Here is a 21,318-nt window from a genome sequence, read left to right as displayed (position 1 = left end):
GTGGAATGCGTCTTGTCGGTGTGGTTCGGGCCGGTGATCCGCCCGCGCGGGTCGTCGGCCGCCGGCTGCGTCACGGCGGTGGCGGTCCTGGCCACGTGCACGGATCGCTGCCTTCCTCACTGCGCGGCCGGAAGGAGCCGTGCTCGAACCTCCCGGGGCAGCAGCTCCACGGGCCAGTTCTGGTACGTGACCGGGCGCAGCCAGCGCTGGGCCGAACCCGCGCCGATCGAGCCGTAGGTCGGCGAGGTCGTGGCGGGGAAGGGGCCGCCGTGGTGCAGGGCGCGGGTCACGCTCACTCCGGTCGGCCAGCCGTTCCAGATGACCCGGCCGGCCAGGGAGCTGAGCTGGTCGACGAGGGACGCGGCGACGGTGTCGGCCGGCTCACCGTGAATCGTCGCGGTGAGGCTCGGGCCGAGCGAGCGGGCGATCGCGCCGATCTCGGCCGTGTCCCGGTACTCGATCACGACGGCCGCCGGCCCGAAGCACTCCTCGATGCCGCCACCCCCGCCGGCGAGCACACTCGCGGGGGGTATCGAGACGAGTGTGGGCGAGGTGCCCCCCGAGCCGGCCACCACACGTGCGCCTGGCAGGCCGGACAGGGACGTGGTGCCTTCGGTGTAGGCGCCGGTGATGCGGTCGGTCAGGAGTGTCGCCGGTTCGAGACCGGCGAGGGCGGTGGCGGCGGCGTCGAGGATTCCGGAGTTCTCCGGTGCGATCAGCACGCCCGGCTTGGTGCACAGTTGTCCACCGCGGAAGGAGACGCTGGCGGCGAATTGGGCGGCGATCTCCTCGGCCCGTGCGGCGGCGGCCGCGGGGGTGACGAACACCGGGTTGAGGGAACCGAGTTCACCGTAGAACGGGATCGGGTCCGGACGGCCCACCGCGATGTCGAACAGCGCACGGCCGCCGGCGAGCGAGCCGGTGAACCCGCACGCCTTGATCCGGGTGTCGCGCAGCGCGGCCACTCCCGGCTCCACTCCCTGGATGTGAGCGAAGGTGCCCTTCGGGGCGCCGGCCTTCGCCAGGGCGGTGGCGACGATCTCCGCCGTCAGGGCGCTGAGTGCGGGGTGCCCCGGGTTGGCTTTCACCACCACCGGGCAGCCCGCGGCCAGGGCGGAGGCGAAGTCGTTGCCGGCCACACTGAACGCGAAGGGGAAGTTGCTGGCGGTGAAGACCAGCACGGGGCCGAGCGGCATCATCGACTGGACGAGATCGGGACGGGCCGCGACGGGGTAGTCCGCATCGGCGGGTTCGGCCAGGATCCGGAGCAGCTCGCCGGACTCGGCCGCCTGCGCCAAGTGCTCCAACTGGAACACCGTGCGGTTCACCTCGCCGTCCAGCGCGGTCCGATCGAGGTGGGATTCCGCCGCCGCCAGGTCGAGCAGTTCCGCCCTTTCCTCATCGATCGCCGCACCGACTGCACGCAACCACGACGCCCGCTCGCTGCCGGTGGAGTCACGCAGTGCGGAGGCGGCCTCCTGCGCCGCCGAAAGTATGGATTCAAGCTCGCCCGCGGTGGTATCCGCGCTGGCCAAGGACGGGTTGTTCACGGGACAGGCTCCCTAGCGACGTCGCAACAAACCGTTGACAGAATGAAAATCTTCACTACGTTGTGCCCATGCGTCAAGGCAACGGAGTCACGCAGTGCAAAGGCGGCCTCCTGCGCCGCCGAAAGCATGGATTCAAGCTCGCCCGCGGTGGCGTCCGCGTCTGACCAAGGACGGGTTGCTCACGGGACAGGCTCCCCAGCAACGTCGCAACAAACCGTTGACAGAATGAAAATCCTCACTAGGTTGTGTCCATGAGTGAAGCAGCGAAGCCTCGGTCGAGCGACGGTCCAACGATCGCCCCCATGGTTGCTGCCATCGGTGAGACGGTGCGGTCCATACGCCGGGAACGCACGCTGACACTGGAGCAGCTTGCTGAAGCCAGCGGTCTTTCGGTGGGTGTGATCAGCCAGCTCGAGCGCGGAATCGGCAACCCTGCTTTCGCCACCCTGGTTCAGCTGGCGCACGCCCTGGACGTTCCCGTGGGCCGGCTCCTGCTGCGCATCGAGGACAACAAGTCGCCCATCGTCCGCAAGACGGAACGCCGTCGGGTGGGCGGGCACGGCCTGGCGACCGCCGCGGCCACCTACGAACTGCTCACGCCCGACCTGTCCGGCGCCCTCGAAGCGACCTGGGTGACTTCGCAACCGGGCCACGACACCAGTAAGACGCCGTTTACCCACAACGGAGAAGAGTTCGGGATCGTCCTCTCGGGCAGTCTCGACGTGTTCGTCGACGGCGTGCGTCACCATCTCGAAGCGGGCGATTCCATCCGCTATTCCTCAACGATTCCGCACTGGTACGTCAACGCCGGCGACGAGCCGGCGAACTGCATCTGGGTTTCCACGCCGCCGACTTGGTAGTCAGAGCGGCGCTCCCCGTCCCCTATGCCCGACGGTCCGCACTCGCGGCGGCCGTCCGGAAGGCGAGCCATGTCCATATCTCCCGAAAGGGCGCTCGGCGCCGCCGATTTCACCAACGAAACGTCCGCCAGAGAATCTAAGGATCGTCCCCCAGCGACGCGCCGCGCGATGCTCGGCCTGGGTCTCGGCAACACCCTCGAGTGGTACGACTGGCAGATCTTCGGCCTGCTGGCGGTCACCATCGGCCCGCACTTCTTCCGCAACGAGAGCTCTGTCGACGCGACACTGAGCACCTTGTCGATCTTCGCCGTCGGCTTCGCGATGCGGCCTATCGGCGGAATTGTGCTCGGTGGTGTCGCCGACCGCATAGGCCGCCGCAGGGTGATGCTTCTGTCAGTGGCGATGATGGCACTGACGACTTTGGTCATCGGGGTGATACCCGACGCCGGCACCATAGGTGTGGCGGCACCGCTGATCCTGCTCGTCTGCCGCCTGCTGCAAGGGATTTCCACCGGCGTCGAAGCACCGCTGTCCACGGCGTACGGTGCGGAGGTCATGCCGAAAGGCCGGTCGGGCACGGCCGCCGGTGTCATCAGCTTCTTCGTCAACTTCGGCATTTTGCTCGCCTCGCTGATCAACTATGTGTTGGGGCTCACGCTGGGCGATGCGCTGATGGGTGACTGGGGTTGGCGCATCCCGTTCTGGGTCGGCGCCGTGATGGGCCTCGTCGTACTGTGGCTGCGCCGTTCCCTCCCGGAGACCCTGCACGAGGACGACCCCGAATACGTCGGCTCCACCTCGAGGGTCTGGGGCTCGGTATTCCGCCGGTGGCGGAGCCTGTTGGCGATCATCTTCGTGGTCGGCGCTGCGCAGGCGTTCAACTACGGGTGGAACGTGGGCCTGCCGACCCTTGCGCGCGCCAGATTCCACGAGGACCCGACGGTCGTCTTCGGCATCACCACCGTGCTGGCGCTGATCATGATGGGCGGCTCGCTCGTCGTCGGACGGCTCGCGGACCGATGGGCCCTGTCCCGGGTGTTCCTCTACGGACGGTTCCTGATGATCCCCGCGGTCTTCCTGATCCTGCTCTACGTGCACAAGAGCATCGCCACGTTCACTGTCGTGCTTCTGGTGGGCGCGCCGGTACTGGTGATCAACATGACCCTCTACGTTCTGGTGAGCACCTCGTTGATGCCCAAGGGAGTCCGGGCCGCGGGCTGCGGACTTGGTTACGGGGTCGGGGTCGCCGCGTTCGGTGGCACCGCTTCCTATCTCGTGGTCTGGCTCTCCAGCAACGGATTGAGCGGACTGTTCCCCCTCTACATGGCCGTTCTCGCGGCCCTGAGCATCGCCTTGTATGTGTGGGCGAAGAAAACTGAAGGAGTGTCCCTCGGTGAGTGATCTTCGAGTTGCGCCCGGCTCACTCGACTGCGAGGTCGTGGCCCAGTCCGACGTCGTCGTCGTCGGTGGTGGCCCGGCCGGCGTGTCCGCCGCCGTGACCGCAGCCCGCAGCGGAGCTTCCGTCACCCTGCTGGAGCGCTATCCGGCGCTCGGCGGCCTGGCCTCGGGCGGCATGGTGCTCGTGCTGGACGACATGATCAACGGCCAGGAGATCACCGTCACCGGAATCGTGGCGGAGTACGTCGAGCGCATGACCAAGATGGAGCTGGCTGTCGTACCGCCCGAGGAAGACCGTTACGCCTCGACGGAGATGTGGAACAAGTGGGGCCGCTACGGCGTCTTCGACTTCCACCAGTCGCAGACCCCGAAACCCATCTGCTACGCGGTCGCGTTCGACCCCGACGCATGGAAGAGGGTGTCCAACGATCTGGTGCGCGAAGCAGGCGTGAATCTACGGCTGCACAGCTGGTTCTCGCGGCCGATCGTCGACGACGGGACGATGCGCGGAGTGATCGCGGAAACGAAGGAAGGTCCGCAGGCGATCCTGGGCGACGTCGTCATCGACACCACCGGCGACATTGACGTGGCGTCCCGTGCGGGTGCCTCCTACGTCAAGGATTCCTATCTGACCACGCTCGTCTTCCGCCTCGGCGGGGTCGACACGGCGCAGGCCGAGCGGTTCGAACAGGCCGATCCGAAGGCGGCCCGCCTGATCAATAAAAAGATCAAGCGGGTACTGGGCGGGGCCTGGGAGCTGTGGTGGCTCAAGACCCCGGTCCCTGGCGTGGTGTGGTGCAACGCACCGCACATGACCGGTTACGACGGCACGGACCCGACGTCGATGACCTCGGCCGAGTTCGCGGCACGGGACCGTATCGCGGAAGCCGTCGCCCTCTGCCGGCACACACTGCCAGGCTTCGAGAACGCCTACATCGTGGATGTAGCGGAACAGATGGGCGTGCGGCAGACCCGACTGCTCCAAGGTGAGTACGTAGTCACCGCCGAGGATGTCCACTCGCGAAGGCACTTTGCCGACTCGGTGGCACGCGGACGGGACTACTACACGCCCTACCGTGCCCTACTGCCGAAGGAGGTCGATCAGTTGCTGGTGGCCGGACGGCACTATTCCGCGACCCCACAGGCGCAGAAGATGTCCCGGGAGATTCCGCCGTGCATGGCGATGGGCCAGGCCGCAGGCGTGGCGGCGGCCTTGGCGGCCGATCGTGGCTGCACGGTGCGGGAGGTTCCCCCACCCGACATCCAGGCAGTGATGCGCAAGTTCGGGGCGGACCCGGGCGACCAACCGAGCGCGAACGCGACGGTCACCACCGCATCGACCGAAGGAACGGACGTATGAAAGCACTCGAAGGCATCACGGTCGTCGACTTCACCCAGGTGTTCATGGGCCCCTCAGCCACGCAGCTGCTCGGCGACTACGGCGCGGACGTCATCAAGATCGAGCGCCCGAAGGTCGGCGACCTCTCCAGGTCGTCCATCGTGGACCCGTCCGGCTTGGATAACCCCATCTTCTACTCCATCAACCGGAACAAACGCAGCATCAGCATCGACACCCGCGGCGAGGAAGGCAAACAGGTCGTCCTCGACCTGATCCGTGACGCCGACGTGGTGGTCAGCAACTTCCGGGCCGGGGTGATGGACCGCATCGGGTTCGGGTACGAGGCGATGAAGGCGATCAACCCGCGCCTGATCTGGGCGTCCGGAACAGGCTTCGGCGAAAGCGGCCCCTACGCCCACAAGGGCGGGCAGGACGTGCTGCTGCAGGCCCTTTCGGGGGTGATGTGGCGCCGCCAGAGCGAGGACATCCCGCTGAGCATCTACCCGACAACGTTGTGCGACTACACCACCGGAATGCATCTCCTCCAAGGAATCCTGCTGGCCCTACTCGCGCGCGAACGGACCGGCGAAGGCCAGCGCGTCGACGTCCGCATGTTCGACTCCATGCTCCACATGCAAATGCAGGAGGCAGCAACCCACCTCAACCGCGGAACGGAGATCAACTGGGCGGCCATGCCACTGTCCGGGGTCTTCGCGACCACCGACGGCGCGGTGTGCATGGTCGGCGCCTTCAAGCAGGAGCCCCTGCGCGACATCTGTGCCGCGCTGGACCTCCCCGACACCCTGTGGCAGCGAGCGGACCTGCAGGATCCACCGGGGCACATGGCAGCCAAGGCGGAGCTGCAGGAACTCTTCCGCGACAGGTTCGCCACGAACACCACCGCCCACTGGGTGCATAGGCTCGAGGAACAGGACCTGCTGTGCGCTCCGGTGCTGACCATGGCCGATGCATTGGCGGACGAGCAGACCGCGGTCAACAACATGATCGTCAAAATGGAACACCCCGGCGAAGGCGTCGTGCAGGTGCTCAACTCCCCCATCAGCCTGTCCGCGACCCCGGCCACGGTGGACCGCCGCGCGCCGCAGCTCGGTGAGAACACCGCCGAACTGCTGGCCGAGCACGGATACGACGAGGTACGGATCGCGCGGCTGCGCGAGAACGGAATCGTGTCATGACCGATGAAGTCCGCCTCGAAATCAAAGACTTCGTCGCCTACGTGACGATCGACCGGCCAGCGGTACTCAACGCCGTCGACGGACCAACCACCGACCGCCTCAACCAGATCTGGGCGACGATCGAGGCCTCGTCCGAGGTACGGTGCGTGGTGCTCACCGGAGCCGGCGACCGCGCGTTCTGCGTCGGCGCGGACATGTCCCAAAAAGCGATCGACAAGACCGGCCTCGAGTACTGGTCGCAGCTCGATCCGAACGGCTTCGGCGGGCTGAGCCTGCGCACGACCCTGGACGTGCCGATCATCGCGAGGGTCAACGGCTACGCCGTCGGCGGTGGGATGGAGATGGTCCTGGGCTGTGACATCGTCATCGCCGCAGATACCGCCAAATTCGGACTGACCGAGCCGCGGGTCGGCCGACTGCCGCTCGACGGCGGCATGGTGCTGCTGCAGCGCAAAATCCCGCACAACGCGGCCATGGGCCTGCTGCTGACCGGCAAGCGAGTGCCCGCGAGCGAGTTGCACCGCCTCGGCCTGGTCAACGAGGTCGTCCCCGCGGTAGAACTCGACAACGCAGTGCAGCGCTGGGTGGACGACGTGCTGGCCTGCTCGCCGTCGTCGGTTCGGGCGATCAAGCAACTGGCCACCCGAACCGCTCAGCTCAGCGCCCGCGAGGCACGCGACGCGCGCCTGCCCGCCGTGATGGCTGCCCTCGACAGCGAGGACAGCAAAGAGGGAGTGCTGGCCTTCCAGAACAAGCGCGCCCCGGTGTGGACGGGACGCTGACGACGACGCCCGACGAGGGCGCCTGGGCATGATCGCGACACCCGTTCCACGACAACCTACGCCTGGACCGGGACGTCGAGGGGGATCCCGTGGCCAGCGGCAAACAGTCCCGTGAGCAGGCTGATGAGGGCGACGGCAGCGACGGATAACCGCAGGGATGCGGGGATGCTGCCCAAAACGATGCGCTGTGCGGGGCGCCGGGTCAGCCAGCGAAGGGCCAGGCCTTGCATGCGGGTCGCGGCCGGCGTGAGCGCCCCGACCTGGTGGGGACCTCGGGCGGGCTGCCGTCGCCGGGGACGGTCCAGGCGAGCCACCCCCCAGGGGGTGCGTTCGTGGACGAGCACGGGCTCGCAGGCGGCCGAGCAGGAGTGGTCACGGACGTGGCCGGTCCATGCGGCGCGGGCACGTTCCCTCTCCCATCGGCCCGGGTGGCCGATGAAGGGTCGCTCGTGGTGCGCGGTGGGCGGTGGGGTGTGGGGCGGGTTCGTCACGAGGTACTTCCCTCCAGGTGATCGGTGAAGGCGGAAGTGCAGCTGGTGCAGCGGCCGTCGCCCTCGGGGTGGGCGTGCCGGAGGGTTGGGCCGGGGCAGGTGCGGCACAGTGGCCAGTCGAGGCAGGCCGGGCAGAGGTCCTCGCCCGGGGCGGTTCCGGGCACGCCGCAGCCGGCGCATTCGACGAGGGCGCGGTAGGTCAGGGCCTCGCTCACCGTGCGGGCGGCGGCGGAGCCGGTCATGAGCTGCGGCCGCGGGTCGTCCCGCGCGGGCTGGTCGAGGTGAGCGGCCGCGATAGCGGGCGGCGGGTAGGCCTGAGCGGCGCGCAGGCGGGCGGCGATGATCGCGCCGACCGTGGTCCGCACCGGGTGGGGCAGGGGCCGGGCGGCGATGACGTGCCTCAGTTGCTCAGCTCTCCAGCCGGCCTCGAGCATCACGGTCACGACGCGGCCCTGGTCGGTCAGCGCCTGCCCGGTCAGCAGCAGCTCGGGGCGGGCCGCCCCGAGGTCGAGCAGCAGCCGGATCCCCAGGTGCATGTCATCCGCCGCAGGCGGGGCTGGCGGGGATGTTGGCATGTCTGGCCGGTCCGTCCGTCCAGGTGCTCGTGTCGCTTCGCCGCGGCACGGACGGAGGGGTCTGGTGCTCTGCCTGTTGGTCTTCTGATCGTTGGTGTTCTTAGTACCGGGATCAGCCAACGTAGGCTCAGCCAATCTTGGAAAACCCGACTCTGGTTGCGACCTGGGGTTTTGCAGGGCGGGCAGATCGGTGATGAAGTACAGCGCCTGGCCGAGCGTGCCGTTGGAGTTCCGCTCACGGGTGCGGTAGAGGAATCCGTGCCGCTCCAGCTGCTTGAGCCCCGTGGTGACCGCGTCGACGCCCTCGCGGCGATTACGGGTCTCCCGGAAGTCCGCTTATGCCTGGCATGCCCGGTGGCGGGAGGCCGGCGTGGAGGCGCTGCGGTCCAAGGGGGCGTCGGGGCGGCCGTCGCGGATGACGCCCAACTGGCGGGCCTGGCTGGCCGTCGAGTTGGAGAAGGGCCCGGCCGCGCACGGGTGGGTGGAGGACCAGCGGTGGACGCTGGCCCGGGTGGCCACGATGATCACGCGGCGCTTCCATGTCCGCTTCAGTGCGGCGCAGACCTGGCGCATCCTGCACCAGATGGGTTGGACGGTGCAGGTCCCGCAGCGCCGGGCCGCCGAGCGTGACGAGGATGCGGTGGCGACCTGGATCAGGGAGACCTGGCCGCGCGTGGAAAGACGGTGAGGGACCAGGACGCGTGGCTGTGCTTCGCGGACGAGTCGGGCCAGGTGCTGCGGCCGCCGAAAGCACGGACCTGGTCCCGGCGCGGGCACACGCCCCGGGTCACCGTCCGGGGCGGGGGCTCGGGACGTATCTCACTGGCAGGTGTGGTGTGCCGCAGGGAGGGGCGGCCAACCCGGCTCATCTTCCGGATGCTGGTGCACCACGGCCGCAAGGGCGAACGGAAGGGGTTTTCGGGAGAAGGACTTCGCCGCGTTGCTGGACGCGGCTCACCAGCAGCTTGGCGGGCCCGTCGTGCTGGTGTGGGACAACTACACCCATCACGTCGACGCCGCGATGCGTGAGCTGATCGAGGCCCGGAGCTGGCTGACCGTCTTCCGTTTCCCCGCCTACACGCCCGACCTCAACCCGGCCGAGGGCGTGTGGGCACATCTGAAGAACAGCCTGGGCAACCTGGCCCCGTGCAGCCTCGACGAGCTTGCCGCACTGGCCCGCTCCCGCCTGAAACGGATGCAGTACCAGCCCGCTCTACTCGACGGATTCATCGCCGAGACCGGAGTCATCCCGGCCCCGCCATGACGTCACCCCGAACCGAAAAGGTCAGTAGCGGCGCGCAACAGCACCGACCGGCTACTCCTGAGACGCCGAAGTGGCTCTCGGTTCAGGTGGCCTGCGGCCAGGTGCGCAGCAGGGCGGCAATCCGCGCGGCGGTACAGCCGGGATCCCGAAGCAGGTCACGCAGGGCTATGGCGTCCTCCCGGGTGGGCTTGACCGGGATGTTGGAGGCCTCCAGGTACATCACACCGGTCGCTGCGGCCACGGCGAGGTTGGAGCGCTCCAGCCAGCGGCAGCGGCCGAGGATGTGCACCAGGGCGGCGGCGCGAGCGTAGGGGCCGTCGTAGAGGGGCTGCTCGAGCAGCTCCGCCCGGTGGCAGGCGACCGCGGCCACGGGCACCCCATAGTCGTCTGGGGCCGGGTCCCCGGCGCCCGCGAGCTCGGCGACCTGCAGGATCCAGGGGACGTCGATGAACAGGTCCATTACGCGGCGTGCGCTCCCGGAGCGTGACGGTCGGCACCTTCCGCCTCGTCGAAGACGGCCTGATGATCGTCGAGGAAGCGTCGCGCGGCGTCCAGGCCACGCCGCAGTCCGCCGGCGTCCTCCTTCACGAGGGCGGCGATGTAGTCACCCACGCTCAGGCCGCGATCCTTGGCGCGGGCTCTGGCGAGCTCCGCGATGTCGTCATCGACGCGTGCGCCCAGCTGTGTCTTCGCCATCCCCCGATGGTAACACCTGTTACCACATCGCGGGGCGCGCAGCGGATGCCGGATGCGGGGCTTTGAAGGCTCCCCTCCCTGAAGGGAGGGGATTCTCCACCCTCCAGGGTTGAGCGGGGATGTACGGCTCAGGCCGCCTCTTGGTCCAGCGGACCAGGTGGTCTTACGCCCTCGACACCGTCCGGGTTCCAACCTGCCCGGACCAGCATCACGCGGGCGGAGTTCTTGTCCCTGGGGGACACGGCTCCGCACACGGTGCAGGCATACGTTCTCATCGAGAGAGGGAGTGCGTGCTTGGTTCTCGCCCCGCACGTTGCGCAGTCCATCGTGGTGTGCGCCGGGTGCACGAGACGGACGTCCCGTGCGTGCTTGCGGCCCATCTCGATCAGGGCACGCTTCGTCGCCGCGATGGCCGCGTCGGCCGCCTTGCGGGCCATGGTGGTCTTCGCGAGGAACTTCGGGCGGAAGTCCTCCACCGCCACTCCGTCATGATCGCGCATGACGGCCTTGGCCCACTTGCGGCCGGTGTCCTCCCGCTGCCGCGCGATCTTCCTGTGCAGCTTCGCTGCCTGTGCCTGCGCCTTCCGGTAGCCGGTGGATGCACGCTGTCCTTTCGGTCGCCGGCGCCGGGCCATCATCCGCTGGTACTTCGCGAGCCGCTGAGCGGACCGCTTGCCGTGTTCGGCATGCGGAAGGTCGTAGGCGTCATCCGTGGTGGTCGCGGTCTCCTTCACACCCCAGTCCACGCCCAGGACGTGGCCGGTCTCCACAAGCGGCTCGACCTGGGCCGGGGCGACGAAGGAGGCGTACCAGTGCCCGAGCGTGTCCTGGTACACGCGCACACTCGACGGGTCGGCCGGAAGAGCCCGCGACCACACCACGCTCAGCACGATCTGGCCCGCAAGGTGCAGACGGCCCTCCTTGAGGCGGAAACCGCGCCGGGTGTAGTTCAGCGACGGTCGGCTGTCACGCTTGCGCTTGAAGCGGGGCATCCCCGCCCGGCGGTGCTGCGCAAGCCCGTCCTTGATGTCCTTCAGCGCCTTCGCCCTCGACCTGGCGAAGTCCCGGATCACCTGCTGCTGCGGCACGCTCGCGCCCTCAGCCAGCCACGCTGTCACCCCGCGGGCGTCGGTCAGCATCCTGTCCAGCTGCGCCGGACCACACGTCAGCTTCTCGCCGCCCGCTCTGCTCTGCGCGTGGGCCTGCCGGGACTTGGCCACGCATTCGTTCCAGATCCAGCGGCAGCGATCCCACTCGGCTTCGAGTGCGCGCCGGGCTGTCTTCGACAGGCGTACACGGAAGGTGTACCGGGCATGCCCGGTGTCCTTCGTGGTCGCTTCTGTCGTCATGCATCCGAACCTACCTGGGAGGACTGACAGTTGAGAGTTCTTGACCGTTGTGGGCGGCATCACGGCCGTGCGGGGTGGACGCCGGATCGCCCTGACGGCGATCCGGCTGTCCCTGCCCTGCTCCGCAGGAGTCCGATTCCTCCCCGGCCTGAAGGCCGGGGCATCCTCGGAGAAAGCCGGTGAAGATCTACGACATCGTGACGATCCTCGACGAGCTCCAGGGGCAGGGCCTCGGCATAGTCGCCGGACGTCCGGTTCATGGCGATCTATCAGATATGTCCTGGGAACATGACAGGCACGGATTCCAAGATCATGGAGTTCTCGACGCCCCGTGATCCGAGTGGAAGACCGTGCCGACGCATCATCGCCGATCCCGCCTGCTCTTGACCAGCTTCGCCGGAAGCCCGCGCCCCGGCCTGAGGAGATCCCGGGCCTGCTGGAACAGCTCGCGGAAGTGCCGGACCCGCGTGATTCGCGCGGTGTGCGCCACGCCCTGGCCGTGGTGCTCGCACTGATCGCGTGCGCGGTTCTGGCCGGGGCGACCTCGCTTCTGGCGGTCGGCGAGTGGATTGCCGACGCCCCGGCCCACGTGTTCGACGTCCGCCCCGATCCGGAAGAGGCGGACCCGGCGGACGACTGACCTGACCTCGTCATGGTGCGCTCCGTAGCCGAGGCAGCCGGATGGGCCGAGCCCCTGCAGAGGGCGGTCCGCAGGGCGCTGCGCACCGTCCGTCCCGCCGGCAGCGACGTGGCCTGTCGGTCTATCACCCGTGGATGCTGGCAGCGCTGGACCACGGCGGCTGGCTGATGGCCAAGGCAGGCACACTCGTCCCAGCGGGCTGGGCCGCCAGGTCCCACACCGCTGCGGCGCTGCGCACGGAGTAGGGCGTGGTGACGGCACCCCGAGCCGAAAACCTCAGTAGCCGACCGCTTTGACCTTGCGCTTCCCGGAGGCGAACGGCTTGGCCGCTTTCGCACGTCACTCTTGCGACGGACAGGCAAACCGCTCGTACGAGGGATCTCGGCGGGTTCGACGGATGGCACGCTGGGACCAGCGAGAACCGTTGAGGGGAAAGTAATGATCCACCGTTTGGCAATCCGACTGCTCGGCACGGCCACCGCCGCCACGACCGCTGTCGTGCTGCTGTCCGCATGCTCCGCGCTGGCCCCTAACCAGCACCGCGAGGTCAGCTACGGCGTGAGTGCACCGGTGCACAAGCTGGTCATTGAGGGCCACACAGGGGACGTACAAGTGACCGGCGGTGGTTCGACGGTCAGCGTCACCGAGAGGCAAGACTACAAGAGCGCCCCACCGCACACCACACACACCGCTGCCGACGGTACTCTGACCCTGACCTACAACTGTCTTGACTGCGGCGTCGACTACGACGTACGAGTCCCGACCGGTACGATGGTCTACGTTACCGAGGACACCGGTGCCGTGTCGCTCACCGGCATAGGCGGCCCGGTGACGGCCAACACCGACACCGGAACCATCACCGGCACGCAACTCACGGCCGAGCAGGCCCGCTTGACCACGCAAACCGGCGGCGTCCGGGCGACATTCAGCCGCACCCCGTCCGTCGTCCACGCCACCAGTCAGACCGGCAGTGTCAACATCGCCGTCCCGCGCGGCACGCGGTACGCGGTCCAGGCCGGCGCTCGGACAGGCAAGGTCAATGTCAGTGTCGATCGGGCTGACGACAGCCCGCACGCCATCACCGCGAAGACCGGGACTGGCAACGTTACGGTCGAGCCGGCGTGAGATCGCTTTTCCATTTGAAGGCTCCCCTCCCTGAAGGGAGGGGATTCTCCACCCTCCAGGGCTGCGTGGGGATTCACGGCTCAGGCCGCCACCGGAGCCGGCGGCTCAGGTGGTCTTACGCCCTCGGCACCGTCCGGGTTCCAACCTGCCCGGACCAGCATCACGCGGGCGGAGTTCTTGTCCCTGGGCGAGACGGCTCCGCACACGGTGCAGGCATAGGTTCGTTCTGAGAGAGGGAGTGCGTGCTTGGTTCTCGCTCCGCACTGCGCGCAGTCCATCGTGGTGTGCGCCGGGTGCACGAGGCGGACGTCCCGTGCGTGCTTGCGCCCCATCTCGACCAGAGCGCGTTTGGTGGCGGCGATGGCGGCATCGGCCGCCTTGCGGGCCATCGTGGTTTTCGCGAGGAACTTCGGGCGGAAGTCCTCCACCGCCACCCCGTCATGATCACGCATCACGGACTTGGCCCACTTGCGGCCGGTGTCCTCCCGCTGCCCCGCGACCTTCTTGTGCAGCTTCGCGGCCTGTACCTGCGCCTTCCGGTAGCCCGCGGATGCGGGCCGGCCCTTCGGACGCCGGCACCGGGCCATCATCCGCTGGTAGCGGGCGAGCCCCTGAGCGGCCCGCTTGCCGTGCTCGGCATGCGGGAGATCGTAGGCGTCATCCGTGGTGGTAGCGGTCTCCTTCACACCCCAGTCCACCCCGAGCACCCGCCCCGTGAGGGCAAGCGGTTCGGTCCGCGCGGGGGCGACGAAGGACACATACCAGTGCCCGAGCGTGTCCTGGTACACGCGCACACTCGACGGGTCGGCCGGAAGAGCCCGCGACCACACCACGCTCAGCACGATCTGGCCCGCAAGGTGCAGACGACCGTCCTTGAGGCGGAAACCCCGCTTCGTGTAGTTGAGGCTCGGGCGGCTGTCCCGCTTGCGCTTGAAGCGGGGCATCCCGGCCCGGCGGTGCACCGGAAGCCCGTCCTTGATGTCCTTCAACGCCTTCGCCCGCGACTTGGCGAAGTCCCGAATCACCTGCTGCTGCGGCACCGAGGCACCCTCGGCCAGCCACGGCGTCAACCCGCGGGCCTCGGTCAGCATCCTGTCCAGCTGCGCCGGACCACACGTCAGCTTCTCTCCGGACTCCTTGCTCTGCCGGTGGACCTGCTTGGACTTGGCCACGCATTCATTCCAGAGCCACCGGCAGCGGTCCCACTCCGCTTCAAGTGCGCGCCGCGCGGTAGCCGACAGGCGCACACGGAAGGAGTACCGGGCATGCCCGGCCCCCTCCGTGGTCGCGTCTGTCGTCACGCATCCGAACCTACCCGGGAGGACTGACAGTTGAGACCTCTTGATCGCCACGGGCTCGCTCACCTCGTCGCGGGTGGACGGTCTTTCGCCCTGGAGGCGAAACCCCTATTTCCTGTCCTGCTCCGCAGGAGTCCGATTCCTCCCCGGCCTGAAGGCCGGGGCATCCTCGGAGGAACCCGGTGAAGCGATGGAGGCGGCGACTGCCCGCTCTTCCCCCCGGACGCTGTGGACACTGCCCTCGCGCTACTTGCGGTGGTGGACCGATCACGAAAACGACGAAGCCCTGGTGGCAGGGTGGCCATCAGGGCTCTGTCGTTTTCGCGATCGGCGCGGAATGATCAGTTGAGTCCGAGGGCGGCCGGCGGCCGGGTCATGTCCCGCCCGTGATGGCGCAGGCCCTCCGCAATGTTGGCCCACCCGGCCAGGCGGAGCGCGGCGATGGCCAGATTCCGCAGGGCGACCATCGCCCGCGGCGCGCCGCCGGTCCGCACCCGCGAGGCGTCCTCCGCGAACGTCACATCCCTGACGTGGTGCTCACGATTCTCGATAGCCCAATGCCCGCGGACGCGTTCCGCCAGGTCAACAGCGTTCGCCTGATGCACTGTCAGGCTCGTGATCGCGTAGACGCGCTCGATCGACACCTTCCCGGTGCGCAGGGTGCGCCGTCGGCGGACGATCTGCAGTGCCTGGTCGGCGTGCGGGAATGGCAGTCCTGGCAGGGTGGCGGCCTTGAGCCGGCGGATCTCGTCACGGCCGTGGGCGGTGGCCCGGGTGCGGTCCAGTAGCGGAACCTCCTTCCACGGTAGGTCCTTCACCAGTGAGCCTTTCCCGGTAACCGACGGTCGCTGAGGGTGATCGCCTCCGGGAGTTTCGTGGTGCACTCCCAACTCCGGGCAGGCGTAAGGCCCCTGGTAGGAACGATCTTGCGACAGAAAGATCCGACCGAGGGGCCTCACGTGCCGACCAGTGTCACATACACCGCCGTGCTCGATGTCCGGCGCTCCACCGCCGAGCACCTGGCCCGGCTCCTGCGAAGCCATCGAACCGAGGTCGGCACCCGCCGCGGGCGCCGCGCCCTGGGCTGCTTCAAGCAGGCCGTGCTGATCCTGAGCTGGTTCATCGACGGCACCCGTCTGTCCCAACTCGCCCGCGACAACGCCCTGTCCACGTCCACCGCCTACCGATACCTGCACGAAGGACTGACGGTCCTGGCGGCCGGGGCACCGGACCTGGCCACCGCGCTGGAACGGGCGAAGGCGGCCGGCCTGACCCATCTCAATCTGGACGGCACGGTCATCCGCACCGACCGCGTCGCCGCCCCGGGGCCCAACGGGGCAGACCTCTGGTGGTCGGGCAAGCACAAGCATCACGGCGGCAACGTGCAGGTCATCTCCGCCCCGGACGGCTGGCCGATCTGGGTCTCGCCGGTGCGGCCCGGCCGCGAGCACGACACTACCTGCGCCCGCCACCACGGGCTCGTCGATGCTCTGAACCGGCTCGCCGACCAACTGGGCACACTGACCCTGGTCGACCTCGGCTACGAGAACGCCGGAGACGGCTTCCGTCACCCGGTCAAGAAGCCCGCGGGCGGTGAACTCACCGAAGCCCAGCAGACCTTCAACAAGGTCATCCGAGGCATCCACGGGATGTGCGAACGCGCGAATGCCCTGCTTACTGACTTCGGCGTTTTGAGGTCAGGGCGGTGGTGAGTCGAGTTGGAGTCCGGTCTCGGTCATGAAGCCGTTGAGTGTTGCGGGGCGGTACTGCAGGCTCTTGAGCCGATTGCGGACCAGGGATTCCAGCCGGTCGACCGTACCGGCGGCGAGGTTGGCCAGACTGCGCTTGCACTGCGACCACACACCCTCTACCGGGTTCAACTCCGGTGCGTACGTGGGCAGGAAGAAGACGGTCAGCCACGGGCGGGCGGCCACCAGTTGCTGCATCGCCTTCGAGACATGGGTGCTGAGCCGGTCCCAGACCAGCACGATCGGCGCCCGCAGCAGTTGGTGGGCGCCATCGACCAGCCGCATGTAGTCGGTCTCCGACAGGCTGCGCCGCTCGCCCCTGCGGCCGTGATGGACGCGGATCCGGTAGCACAGTCGGGTCCGGGAACCGGGCCGCAGTGCGATCAGGCCCGCGATGGAGATGCGGCCCGACCGGCGGCCGGACACCGTCACCACCGGGGTGCGGCCCCGCCGGCCCCAGGTGCGCCCGGTGGGCGGCCGCTGACGCTGACCGGCCTCGTCCTCGAAGCAGATCCAGCCGCCGGTGGCCGCCTGTGTCCTTTTACCTCCGGCCAGGCGCCTTCCTTCCAGGCGGTCACCGCTGCCTCGTCGCGCTCGGCAGCCCGCCGGGCGGGCTTCTGCGGGGTGAAGCCGAGTCGGCGCATCAGCCGGGTCGCCCCCGAGACGCTGTAAGAGACGTGGAACTTCCGGCCGATCAGGGTCGCCACCCGGGCACCGGTCCACACCTGGTCCTCATCCCAGCCGTGCGCGGCCGGGCCCTGCTCCAGCATGGCGGCCAGCTTCCCGCGCAGGGCCGGGCCGAGTTTGCACCGCTGCCCGCCCGGCCCGGTGGAGGCCAGGGCCGCCGGGCCGCTGGCGGCCCAGTTCCGCCGCCACTGGTAGACCGACTTCGGCGACACCCGCAGCTGCCGGGCCACCTCCGGGACGCCGGCCCCGGCCGCGAACAGCTCGGACGCCCGCAGGCGTACTGCCTCACGCCGTGCACGCTCTTTGGCGTTCATCCCGCCACCGTCTGCGTACCTCATACCTCCCGGTCTACCGCCGCATCCGGAGGACGCCAACAGGACCAGCCCCAGCCTGACCTCAAAACGCCGAAATCAGTAAGACCACTTTCAAGGCCCTGCGGCGGGTCAGCCTCGATCCCAGCCGCATCACCCAGATCGCCGCCGCGGCCCTCGTCCTGCTCCAGCTCGAATACGACCGCACCATCTGAACGATCACACACAGACATGAGGGCTTACCGGGAAACGCTCAGTGCGTGCAGGCTCGGATGGTTGTCCTTGAGCACGGCGATGTAGTGCGCTCCTTTCTCCTCGACCAGGAACTTCGCGTGGTCGACGTCCTTGCCCGGCGCCGCGGGACGCAGGACGTTCACCCCGCACGCGGTCAGGGCGTTGGCCAGGCCCGCGATGTCCTCGTTGAGCTCGTCCACCAACTGCGCGGGGATCGGGAGCAGTTCCTCCCCCGACGAGCTGGTGTGCTTGCCGAGTTCTGGGGCGACGTTGTCGAAGAAGAACAGGCGCCACGAGGTGTCGGTGTGGTGGCTGGTGTTCGTCAGGGTGACCGCGGTGTCCAACTCAACGGTGGGTATGTCGTGCAGGTCGTGCTCCGAGTACCTTCCGTTCTTGTCGTTCTGGGCCCAGAAGTACCTGATGCTCCCCAACGCGTCCCGCTTGTAGCCGACTTCGATCCAGCTGGACGTACCGCTGTAGGTCGTGAGCCAGAACTCGTTGGTGATCAACCCGTCTCCAGGGGCCATCGTCGGGGTGACGTGGACACGCGTCTGGAACCCCAGGATGTGGTCGCCCAGGATCGTCTTCGCATAGCAGTGTCCCCGAGTCACATCGCCGCAACGGTAGGGCCCCGGTGCTGGCTTCCCGGAATTGCACGCGAGGACCAGTGCCCCCGTGGTGAGAACGGCCGTCCACAGCCGCCCCTTCCTGGCCCCCATCTCTGCCCCTCCCCAAGCTCTGCCTTGAGCGGCCCGTTCCTAGGGCCCGAGCAGCACCGGAATGCCCACGGAAGGAACGGGCGCACCGGCGCCGTCCGCGCCGATCACGAACAGGAGGTACGGGCCCGGGGCAGAGGATGCCGCCGCCCTCGCTCCGCGCGCCGGTCAGGGACCTGTCGCAGCCTGCTGAACAACGCAGACTCCACTGCCGCAGGGTCGGCGGCGAGCTCGGCCTCCCACAGCGCGAGGTCGGTGAGCCGGCCAAGGACAGGGCTGATCAGAGAGGATGCGGACACGAGCGCGGCTCCTGAGACGATCTTCTGGCGTAGGAACCTGAAAGATCATCAGAAGCCGTGCTCGCCTTGCAACTTGCCACCTCACTCCACGGACAAACAACCCAAAACCCATCAAAGATCAACTACGCCGGGGCCGTGCAGCTGCCGTGGCTGAACAGCTACGCTCACGCAGACCGACCGGCCGCTATCAAAACTCCACGTACTGACAACACACATCCACGTCGAAAAATAAATACCGAAAAACCGATACAGCTCAACAGGTCAACGCGGGCGGGCGCCCTGAACAGAGGGGCGGGCCGGGAAGCCCACGGTGCCCGGACGCGATGCTATCGCTTCCGCCTCTCCCTATGAAGATTTGCTGCCCGGGGTCCGTGTCTGGGATCTTGTCCGGGGCGGCTACCTCAAGCGACGCGCCCAGCCGCCTGCACCACTCGCCCCGGGGTCACCACTAGACCGACTGGTGGGGCCGTGGCCGAGCCACGAGCAGCGGCTCTCCGAACTGTCCGTGGCCATAAGAAGAAGGGGAAATAGCGTGAACACCGAAAAGGTTATGGCTCGACGTCTTACGACCGAGGAGGTTTCAGAATTGGGCCTCCAGGAGGATATCTTCGTCTCGGCAGAGATGGACGATCTTCCTCTCGACTGCTATGCCCCGGCTTTCCTTACGAAGCCGGGTAAATATTTCGATGGAGGATCCTTCACGGCAAGGACGATCTTCGGTAAGGAAATTCATATCCTTCCGGACAATGCCGAAGAGCGGGGGATCTGGGTTGCCGACGAGGCAGGGGAAGAAATCGAGGTTCTCCAGAGTGCTGGCGTCCTCCTGAATCTCGCCCTCTTCGTGCCCAACGGGAACAAGGAATCTCTGGAGTCGCTCTACACCGCCGCAAGAGAAGCGTTCGGCGCGGGACTCGTTCAGCGCTGGAACGAGGAAGTCGTCGCAGTCCCGGACGTCAAGGTCGACCTCTTCGAAGAGCCGACCCGCGGGCGGAAGAACACGAACAGCCAGACCCGCGACCGCCGCGCCCTGGACATCTACCCCACCCGAGTGCGGTTCATGGAGCCCAGCGCTGGCTGGAGGTTCATCGTCGAACCGCACGAGGAGACCATCGACAGCACACCGACGATCTGAGCTGACAGCAGCCCAGAGAAGGTACGCCAGCCGATCGGATGCGATCTCTCACAGGCCGATTCCAGCACGCAACATGGGCCGATCGGCTCGGAACGGGGCGCTGGTGGCCGGCGCCCCGCCCTGCGTGACCCACATAGGTTGCGGAGCACGGCCCCGGCGTTGTTCCGTTACGCCCGACTTCGTAGTAGTTGATCAGATGCCGTAGACGGCGAAGGCGTCGTTGTGGTTGAGGAGATCGCGGCGGGCGTGGGCGATGTTGGCTCGTCCGGCGAGGCGGAACGTGCTGATGCCCAGGTTGCGGAAGCTGGCCAGGGCTCGGGCAACCGGCGCATCACCGTCGGCAGCCACGTCCGCCCGCTCGACGACCTCACCCACCGAGCGGTCCTGGACTGGCTCGACCACCGCCGCAACCGCTGGCCGAACACGGCCAACCCCCACCTGCTGATCACCCAGAAGACCGCCGTCGAACTCGGCCCGGCCGGCAAGCTCTGGACCACCAGGGCCACCCGCAACCTCACCGCCACCCTCGAACGGCTCCGCGTCGACCGTCAGCTCGAAGAGGCGCTCACCCACGGCGCCGACCCGCTCCCCCTCGCCCTCGTTTTCGGCATCGACGAGAAGACCGCCATCCGCTACGCGGACTCAGCACGCGCGCTTCTGCGAGAAGCTGCCGAGCAGGCATCGCAATGAAACCCACTCGACCCGCTCAACCCACTGACGAGATCATGGACAGATGCCGTCGACCGAACCAGCAGCCCGCGAGCTTCAGGACCGTGCCGTCCTCTGGCGGATGGGCGAGATCCGCGCAACCGACGTCGTCACTGCTGCCTGTGATGCACTCGTTGCCGGCCTCGACAGTCCTGCCCTGCGGATCTTGGCCGCGTGCACACGCGCGGAGGCGGATTACGATGTCCCCGACCTCCTTCCCCCGGCACTCGACGAACTGGGTCTCACCTTCTACTCAGTGGGCAGCGTTGCCGGACAGGAAGCCGCCGCACGAGCACTTGCCGCCCGGATGCTGGCCGGCGAGCTGACGCCACGCGAGCTGGCCTTCAGGATCCATCAGTGCTTCGGGCACAAGCTGCCTCTGGCCGAGCGACTTGCCGAACTGGACGACGACTACGACGTCCTCGAATACGGCGACAGAACACCGGCACAGGTCGACGCCGATGTCACGGCCGAAGCTCTTCGGCTTGCACAGCATCCTCGTGTTCCAACCGAACCCACGGGTCTACCGACCTGAAGCAGACCGGTGGACCCGTGGGTTCAGGCTGAAGAACCTTCGGTTTCCTTGAACCCACGGGGATCGAGGCCCCGTGCTCCTATCTGTGACCTCAGGTGCAAGGTAGACGGAGGAGCGCAGGTCAGCAGCACAGCGGCCATGGTGGAGAGGCCGCCGGTTCGAGAGAGCCGACTGCGCCGATGACCTGCGCCAACCGCACCAGTTGGCCCCTCAGGTCGCAGATAGGAGCACAGGGCCTGTTCCCCCGGGGAACACCCGCCGAACCCCTCCCGCACCCTCGGGTGCACCCCGTCTGACCTGCGCGGACGAGGCGAACCCTCGAGGTGTGCGGCAAAGGCGAACCCGAACCCATGCGCCTTCCCAAGGCGAACCCGTACGGCGAACC

Annotated in this window: 21 protein-coding genes and 5 pseudogenes; 14 read left to right on the top strand and 12 right to left on the bottom strand. The window is 67.8% G+C overall.

Annotated features, from left to right (window positions below; all coding sequences use genetic code 11):
- Nucleotides 1-116: 116 nt before the first annotated feature.
- Entirely contained in the window at nucleotides 117-1,550 is a 1,434-nt protein-coding gene (locus ACQEXA_RS55040) for an aldehyde dehydrogenase family protein (protein ID WP_433133926.1), read from the bottom strand.
- A 302-nt stretch (nucleotides 1,551-1,852) separates the two neighbouring features.
- Here ACQEXA_RS55040 and ACQEXA_RS55035 point away from each other — a divergent pair, with 302 nt between their 5' ends.
- The 5 genes from ACQEXA_RS55035 (at nucleotide 1,853) to ACQEXA_RS55015 (ending at nucleotide 7,125) form a co-directional block, all read left to right on the top strand.
- Nucleotides 1,853-2,410, top strand: a complete 558-nt coding sequence (locus ACQEXA_RS55035; protein ID WP_359408036.1) for a helix-turn-helix domain-containing protein — start codon at nucleotides 1,853-1,855, stop codon at nucleotides 2,408-2,410.
- 168 nt (nucleotides 2,411-2,578) lie between these two features.
- The gene (locus tag ACQEXA_RS55030; RefSeq protein WP_433133924.1) at nucleotides 2,579-3,811 is read left to right on the top strand and encodes an MFS transporter; all 1,233 of its coding nucleotides are present in this window, start codon (nucleotides 2,579-2,581) and stop codon (nucleotides 3,809-3,811) included.
- Nucleotides 3,804-5,168, top strand: a complete 1,365-nt coding sequence (locus ACQEXA_RS55025; RefSeq protein ID WP_433133922.1) for an FAD-dependent oxidoreductase — start codon at nucleotides 3,804-3,806, stop codon at nucleotides 5,166-5,168. Before ACQEXA_RS55030 ends, ACQEXA_RS55025 begins: the two co-directional genes overlap by 8 nt.
- On the top strand, nucleotides 5,165-6,343 hold the full coding sequence (locus ACQEXA_RS55020) for a CaiB/BaiF CoA transferase family protein (RefSeq protein ID WP_432921025.1): 1,179 nt from the start codon (nucleotides 5,165-5,167) through the stop codon (nucleotides 6,341-6,343). Before ACQEXA_RS55025 ends, ACQEXA_RS55020 begins: the two co-directional genes overlap by 4 nt.
- A complete protein-coding gene (locus ACQEXA_RS55015) occupies nucleotides 6,340-7,125 on the top strand; it encodes an enoyl-CoA hydratase-related protein (protein ID WP_361829642.1) in 786 nt (261 codons plus the stop codon). Before ACQEXA_RS55020 ends, ACQEXA_RS55015 begins: the two co-directional genes overlap by 4 nt.
- 56 nt (nucleotides 7,126-7,181) lie before the next feature.
- Here the strand turns inward: ACQEXA_RS55015 and ACQEXA_RS55010 are convergent, their stop codons facing one another.
- Both ACQEXA_RS55010 and ACQEXA_RS55005 read right to left on the bottom strand, forming a co-directional pair.
- On the bottom strand, nucleotides 7,182-7,616 hold the full coding sequence (locus ACQEXA_RS55010; protein ID WP_433133919.1) for a hypothetical protein: 435 nt from the start codon (nucleotides 7,614-7,616) through the stop codon (nucleotides 7,182-7,184).
- Nucleotides 7,613-8,509 (bottom strand): annotated as a pseudogene (locus ACQEXA_RS55005) (hypothetical protein); the annotation flags it as partial. The gene ACQEXA_RS55010 and the pseudogene ACQEXA_RS55005, both read right to left, overlap by 4 nt.
- Here ACQEXA_RS55005 and ACQEXA_RS55000 point away from each other — a divergent pair.
- A pseudogene (locus ACQEXA_RS55000) lies at nucleotides 8,496-9,455 on the top strand (IS630 family transposase); the annotation flags it as partial. The pseudogenes ACQEXA_RS55005 and ACQEXA_RS55000 overlap by 14 nt on opposite strands.
- An 82-nt stretch (nucleotides 9,456-9,537) precedes the next feature.
- Here ACQEXA_RS55000 and ACQEXA_RS54995 read toward each other — a convergent pair.
- From ACQEXA_RS54995 to ACQEXA_RS54985, 3 genes are all read right to left on the bottom strand, one after another.
- Nucleotides 9,538-9,915 carry a fic family toxin-antitoxin system, toxin component gene (locus tag ACQEXA_RS54995; protein WP_432921031.1) on the bottom strand — a complete coding sequence of 126 codons (378 nt, stop codon included), beginning with the start codon at nucleotides 9,913-9,915 and terminating at the stop codon, nucleotides 9,538-9,540.
- Complete coding sequence (locus ACQEXA_RS54990) at nucleotides 9,915-10,151, bottom strand: hypothetical protein (protein ID WP_433133917.1); 237 nt, start codon at nucleotides 10,149-10,151, stop codon at nucleotides 9,915-9,917. The genes ACQEXA_RS54995 and ACQEXA_RS54990 overlap by 1 nt, the downstream gene beginning before the upstream one ends.
- A gap of 128 nt (nucleotides 10,152-10,279) precedes the next feature.
- Nucleotides 10,280-11,500 carry an RNA-guided endonuclease InsQ/TnpB family protein gene (locus tag ACQEXA_RS54985; RefSeq protein ID WP_433133915.1) on the bottom strand — a complete coding sequence of 407 codons (1,221 nt, stop codon included), beginning with the start codon at nucleotides 11,498-11,500 and terminating at the stop codon, nucleotides 10,280-10,282.
- Between the two features lie 179 nt (nucleotides 11,501-11,679).
- On the opposite strand from ACQEXA_RS54985, the gene ACQEXA_RS54980 reads away from it, so the two are divergent.
- The 3 genes from ACQEXA_RS54980 (at nucleotide 11,680) to ACQEXA_RS54970 (ending at nucleotide 13,265) form a co-directional block, all read left to right on the top strand.
- Nucleotides 11,680-11,835, top strand: coding sequence for a hypothetical protein (locus ACQEXA_RS54980; protein ID WP_433133913.1), 156 nt, complete (start codon nucleotides 11,680-11,682; stop codon nucleotides 11,833-11,835).
- Complete coding sequence (locus ACQEXA_RS54975; protein ID WP_432921042.1) at nucleotides 11,832-12,140, top strand: transposase family protein; 309 nt, start codon at nucleotides 11,832-11,834, stop codon at nucleotides 12,138-12,140. The genes ACQEXA_RS54980 and ACQEXA_RS54975 overlap by 4 nt, the downstream gene beginning before the upstream one ends.
- A gap of 450 nt (nucleotides 12,141-12,590) precedes the next feature.
- Nucleotides 12,591-13,265 (top strand): DUF4097 family beta strand repeat-containing protein, encoded by a 675-nt coding sequence (locus ACQEXA_RS54970; protein WP_432921044.1) that lies wholly within the window; start codon nucleotides 12,591-12,593, stop codon nucleotides 13,263-13,265.
- A gap of 80 nt (nucleotides 13,266-13,345) precedes the next feature.
- On the opposite strand, the gene ACQEXA_RS54965 is transcribed toward ACQEXA_RS54970, so the two are convergent.
- A complete protein-coding gene (locus ACQEXA_RS54965) occupies nucleotides 13,346-14,566 on the bottom strand; it encodes an RNA-guided endonuclease InsQ/TnpB family protein (RefSeq protein WP_433133911.1) in 1,221 nt (406 codons plus the stop codon).
- Nucleotides 14,567-14,904: 338 nt separating this feature from the next.
- Nucleotides 14,905-15,381, bottom strand: coding sequence for a hypothetical protein (locus tag ACQEXA_RS54960; RefSeq protein WP_433133909.1), 477 nt, complete (start codon nucleotides 15,379-15,381; stop codon nucleotides 14,905-14,907).
- A gap of 141 nt (nucleotides 15,382-15,522) precedes the next feature.
- Here ACQEXA_RS54960 and ACQEXA_RS54955 point away from each other — a divergent pair.
- Nucleotides 15,523-16,260 (top strand): annotated as a pseudogene (locus tag ACQEXA_RS54955) (HARBI1 family protein); the annotation flags it as partial.
- Here ACQEXA_RS54955 and ACQEXA_RS54950 read toward each other — a convergent pair.
- Nucleotides 16,261-17,034, bottom strand: a complete 774-nt coding sequence (locus tag ACQEXA_RS54950) for an IS630 family transposase (protein ID WP_432921848.1) — start codon at nucleotides 17,032-17,034, stop codon at nucleotides 16,261-16,263.
- A pseudogene (locus ACQEXA_RS54945) lies at nucleotides 16,932-17,312 on the bottom strand (helix-turn-helix domain-containing protein); the annotation flags it as partial. The gene ACQEXA_RS54950 and the pseudogene ACQEXA_RS54945, both read right to left, overlap by 103 nt.
- 101 nt (nucleotides 17,313-17,413) lie before the next feature.
- Here ACQEXA_RS54945 and ACQEXA_RS54940 point away from each other — a divergent pair.
- Nucleotides 17,414-17,524, top strand: a pseudogene (locus ACQEXA_RS54940) (IS5/IS1182 family transposase); the annotation flags it as partial.
- A 24-nt stretch (nucleotides 17,525-17,548) separates the two neighbouring features.
- On the opposite strand, the gene ACQEXA_RS54935 reads toward ACQEXA_RS54940, so the two are convergent.
- Nucleotides 17,549-18,154 carry a hypothetical protein gene (locus tag ACQEXA_RS54935; protein WP_433133907.1) on the bottom strand — a complete coding sequence of 202 codons (606 nt, stop codon included), beginning with the start codon at nucleotides 18,152-18,154 and terminating at the stop codon, nucleotides 17,549-17,551.
- Nucleotides 18,155-18,366: 212 nt separating this feature from the next.
- Complete coding sequence (locus tag ACQEXA_RS54930; protein ID WP_432921060.1) at nucleotides 18,367-18,558, bottom strand: hypothetical protein; 192 nt, start codon at nucleotides 18,556-18,558, stop codon at nucleotides 18,367-18,369.
- Nucleotides 18,559-19,090: 532 nt separating this feature from the next.
- Here ACQEXA_RS54930 and ACQEXA_RS54925 point away from each other — a divergent pair.
- The 3 genes from ACQEXA_RS54925 (at nucleotide 19,091) to ACQEXA_RS54915 (ending at nucleotide 20,933) form a co-directional block, all read left to right on the top strand.
- Nucleotides 19,091-19,690 carry a hypothetical protein gene (locus ACQEXA_RS54925; protein ID WP_361004122.1) on the top strand — a complete coding sequence of 200 codons (600 nt, stop codon included), beginning with the start codon at nucleotides 19,091-19,093 and terminating at the stop codon, nucleotides 19,688-19,690.
- A gap of 222 nt (nucleotides 19,691-19,912) precedes the next feature.
- A complete protein-coding gene (locus tag ACQEXA_RS54920; protein ID WP_433133905.1) occupies nucleotides 19,913-20,380 on the top strand; it encodes a hypothetical protein in 468 nt (155 codons plus the stop codon).
- Nucleotides 20,381-20,423: 43 nt separating this feature from the next.
- Nucleotides 20,424-20,933, top strand: a complete 510-nt coding sequence (locus ACQEXA_RS54915; RefSeq protein ID WP_432921066.1) for a hypothetical protein — start codon at nucleotides 20,424-20,426, stop codon at nucleotides 20,931-20,933.
- Nucleotides 20,934-21,318: the final 385 nt, after the last annotated feature.

This window comes from Streptomyces sp. CA-106110 (assembly GCF_050936285.1).
GTDB lineage: Bacteria > Actinomycetota > Actinomycetes > Streptomycetales > Streptomycetaceae > Streptomyces.
This window is presented reverse-complemented; position numbering and strand designations above follow the sequence as displayed.

Bases quoted from the DNA above. Each gene is read 5' to 3' on its own strand.
- ACQEXA_RS54915 (WP_432921066.1), top strand. From the start codon at position 20,424: ATGCCGTCGACCGAACCAGCAGCCCGCGAGCTTCAGGACCGTGCCGTC.
- ACQEXA_RS55030 (WP_433133924.1), top strand. From the start codon at position 2,579: ATGCTCGGCCTGGGTCTCGGCAACACCCTCGAGTGGTACGACTGGCAG.
- ACQEXA_RS54985 (WP_433133915.1), bottom strand. From the start codon at position 11,500: ATGACGACAGAAGCGACCACGAAGGACACCGGGCATGCCCGGTACACC.
- ACQEXA_RS55015 (WP_361829642.1), top strand. From the start codon at position 6,340: ATGACCGATGAAGTCCGCCTCGAAATCAAAGACTTCGTCGCCTACGTG.
- ACQEXA_RS55020 (WP_432921025.1), top strand. From the start codon at position 5,165: ATGAAAGCACTCGAAGGCATCACGGTCGTCGACTTCACCCAGGTGTTC.
- ACQEXA_RS55035 (WP_359408036.1), top strand. From the start codon at position 1,853: ATGGTTGCTGCCATCGGTGAGACGGTGCGGTCCATACGCCGGGAACGC.
- ACQEXA_RS54995 (WP_432921031.1), bottom strand. From the start codon at position 9,915: ATGGACCTGTTCATCGACGTCCCCTGGATCCTGCAGGTCGCCGAGCTC.
- ACQEXA_RS54990 (WP_433133917.1), bottom strand. From the start codon at position 10,151: ATGGCGAAGACACAGCTGGGCGCACGCGTCGATGACGACATCGCGGAG.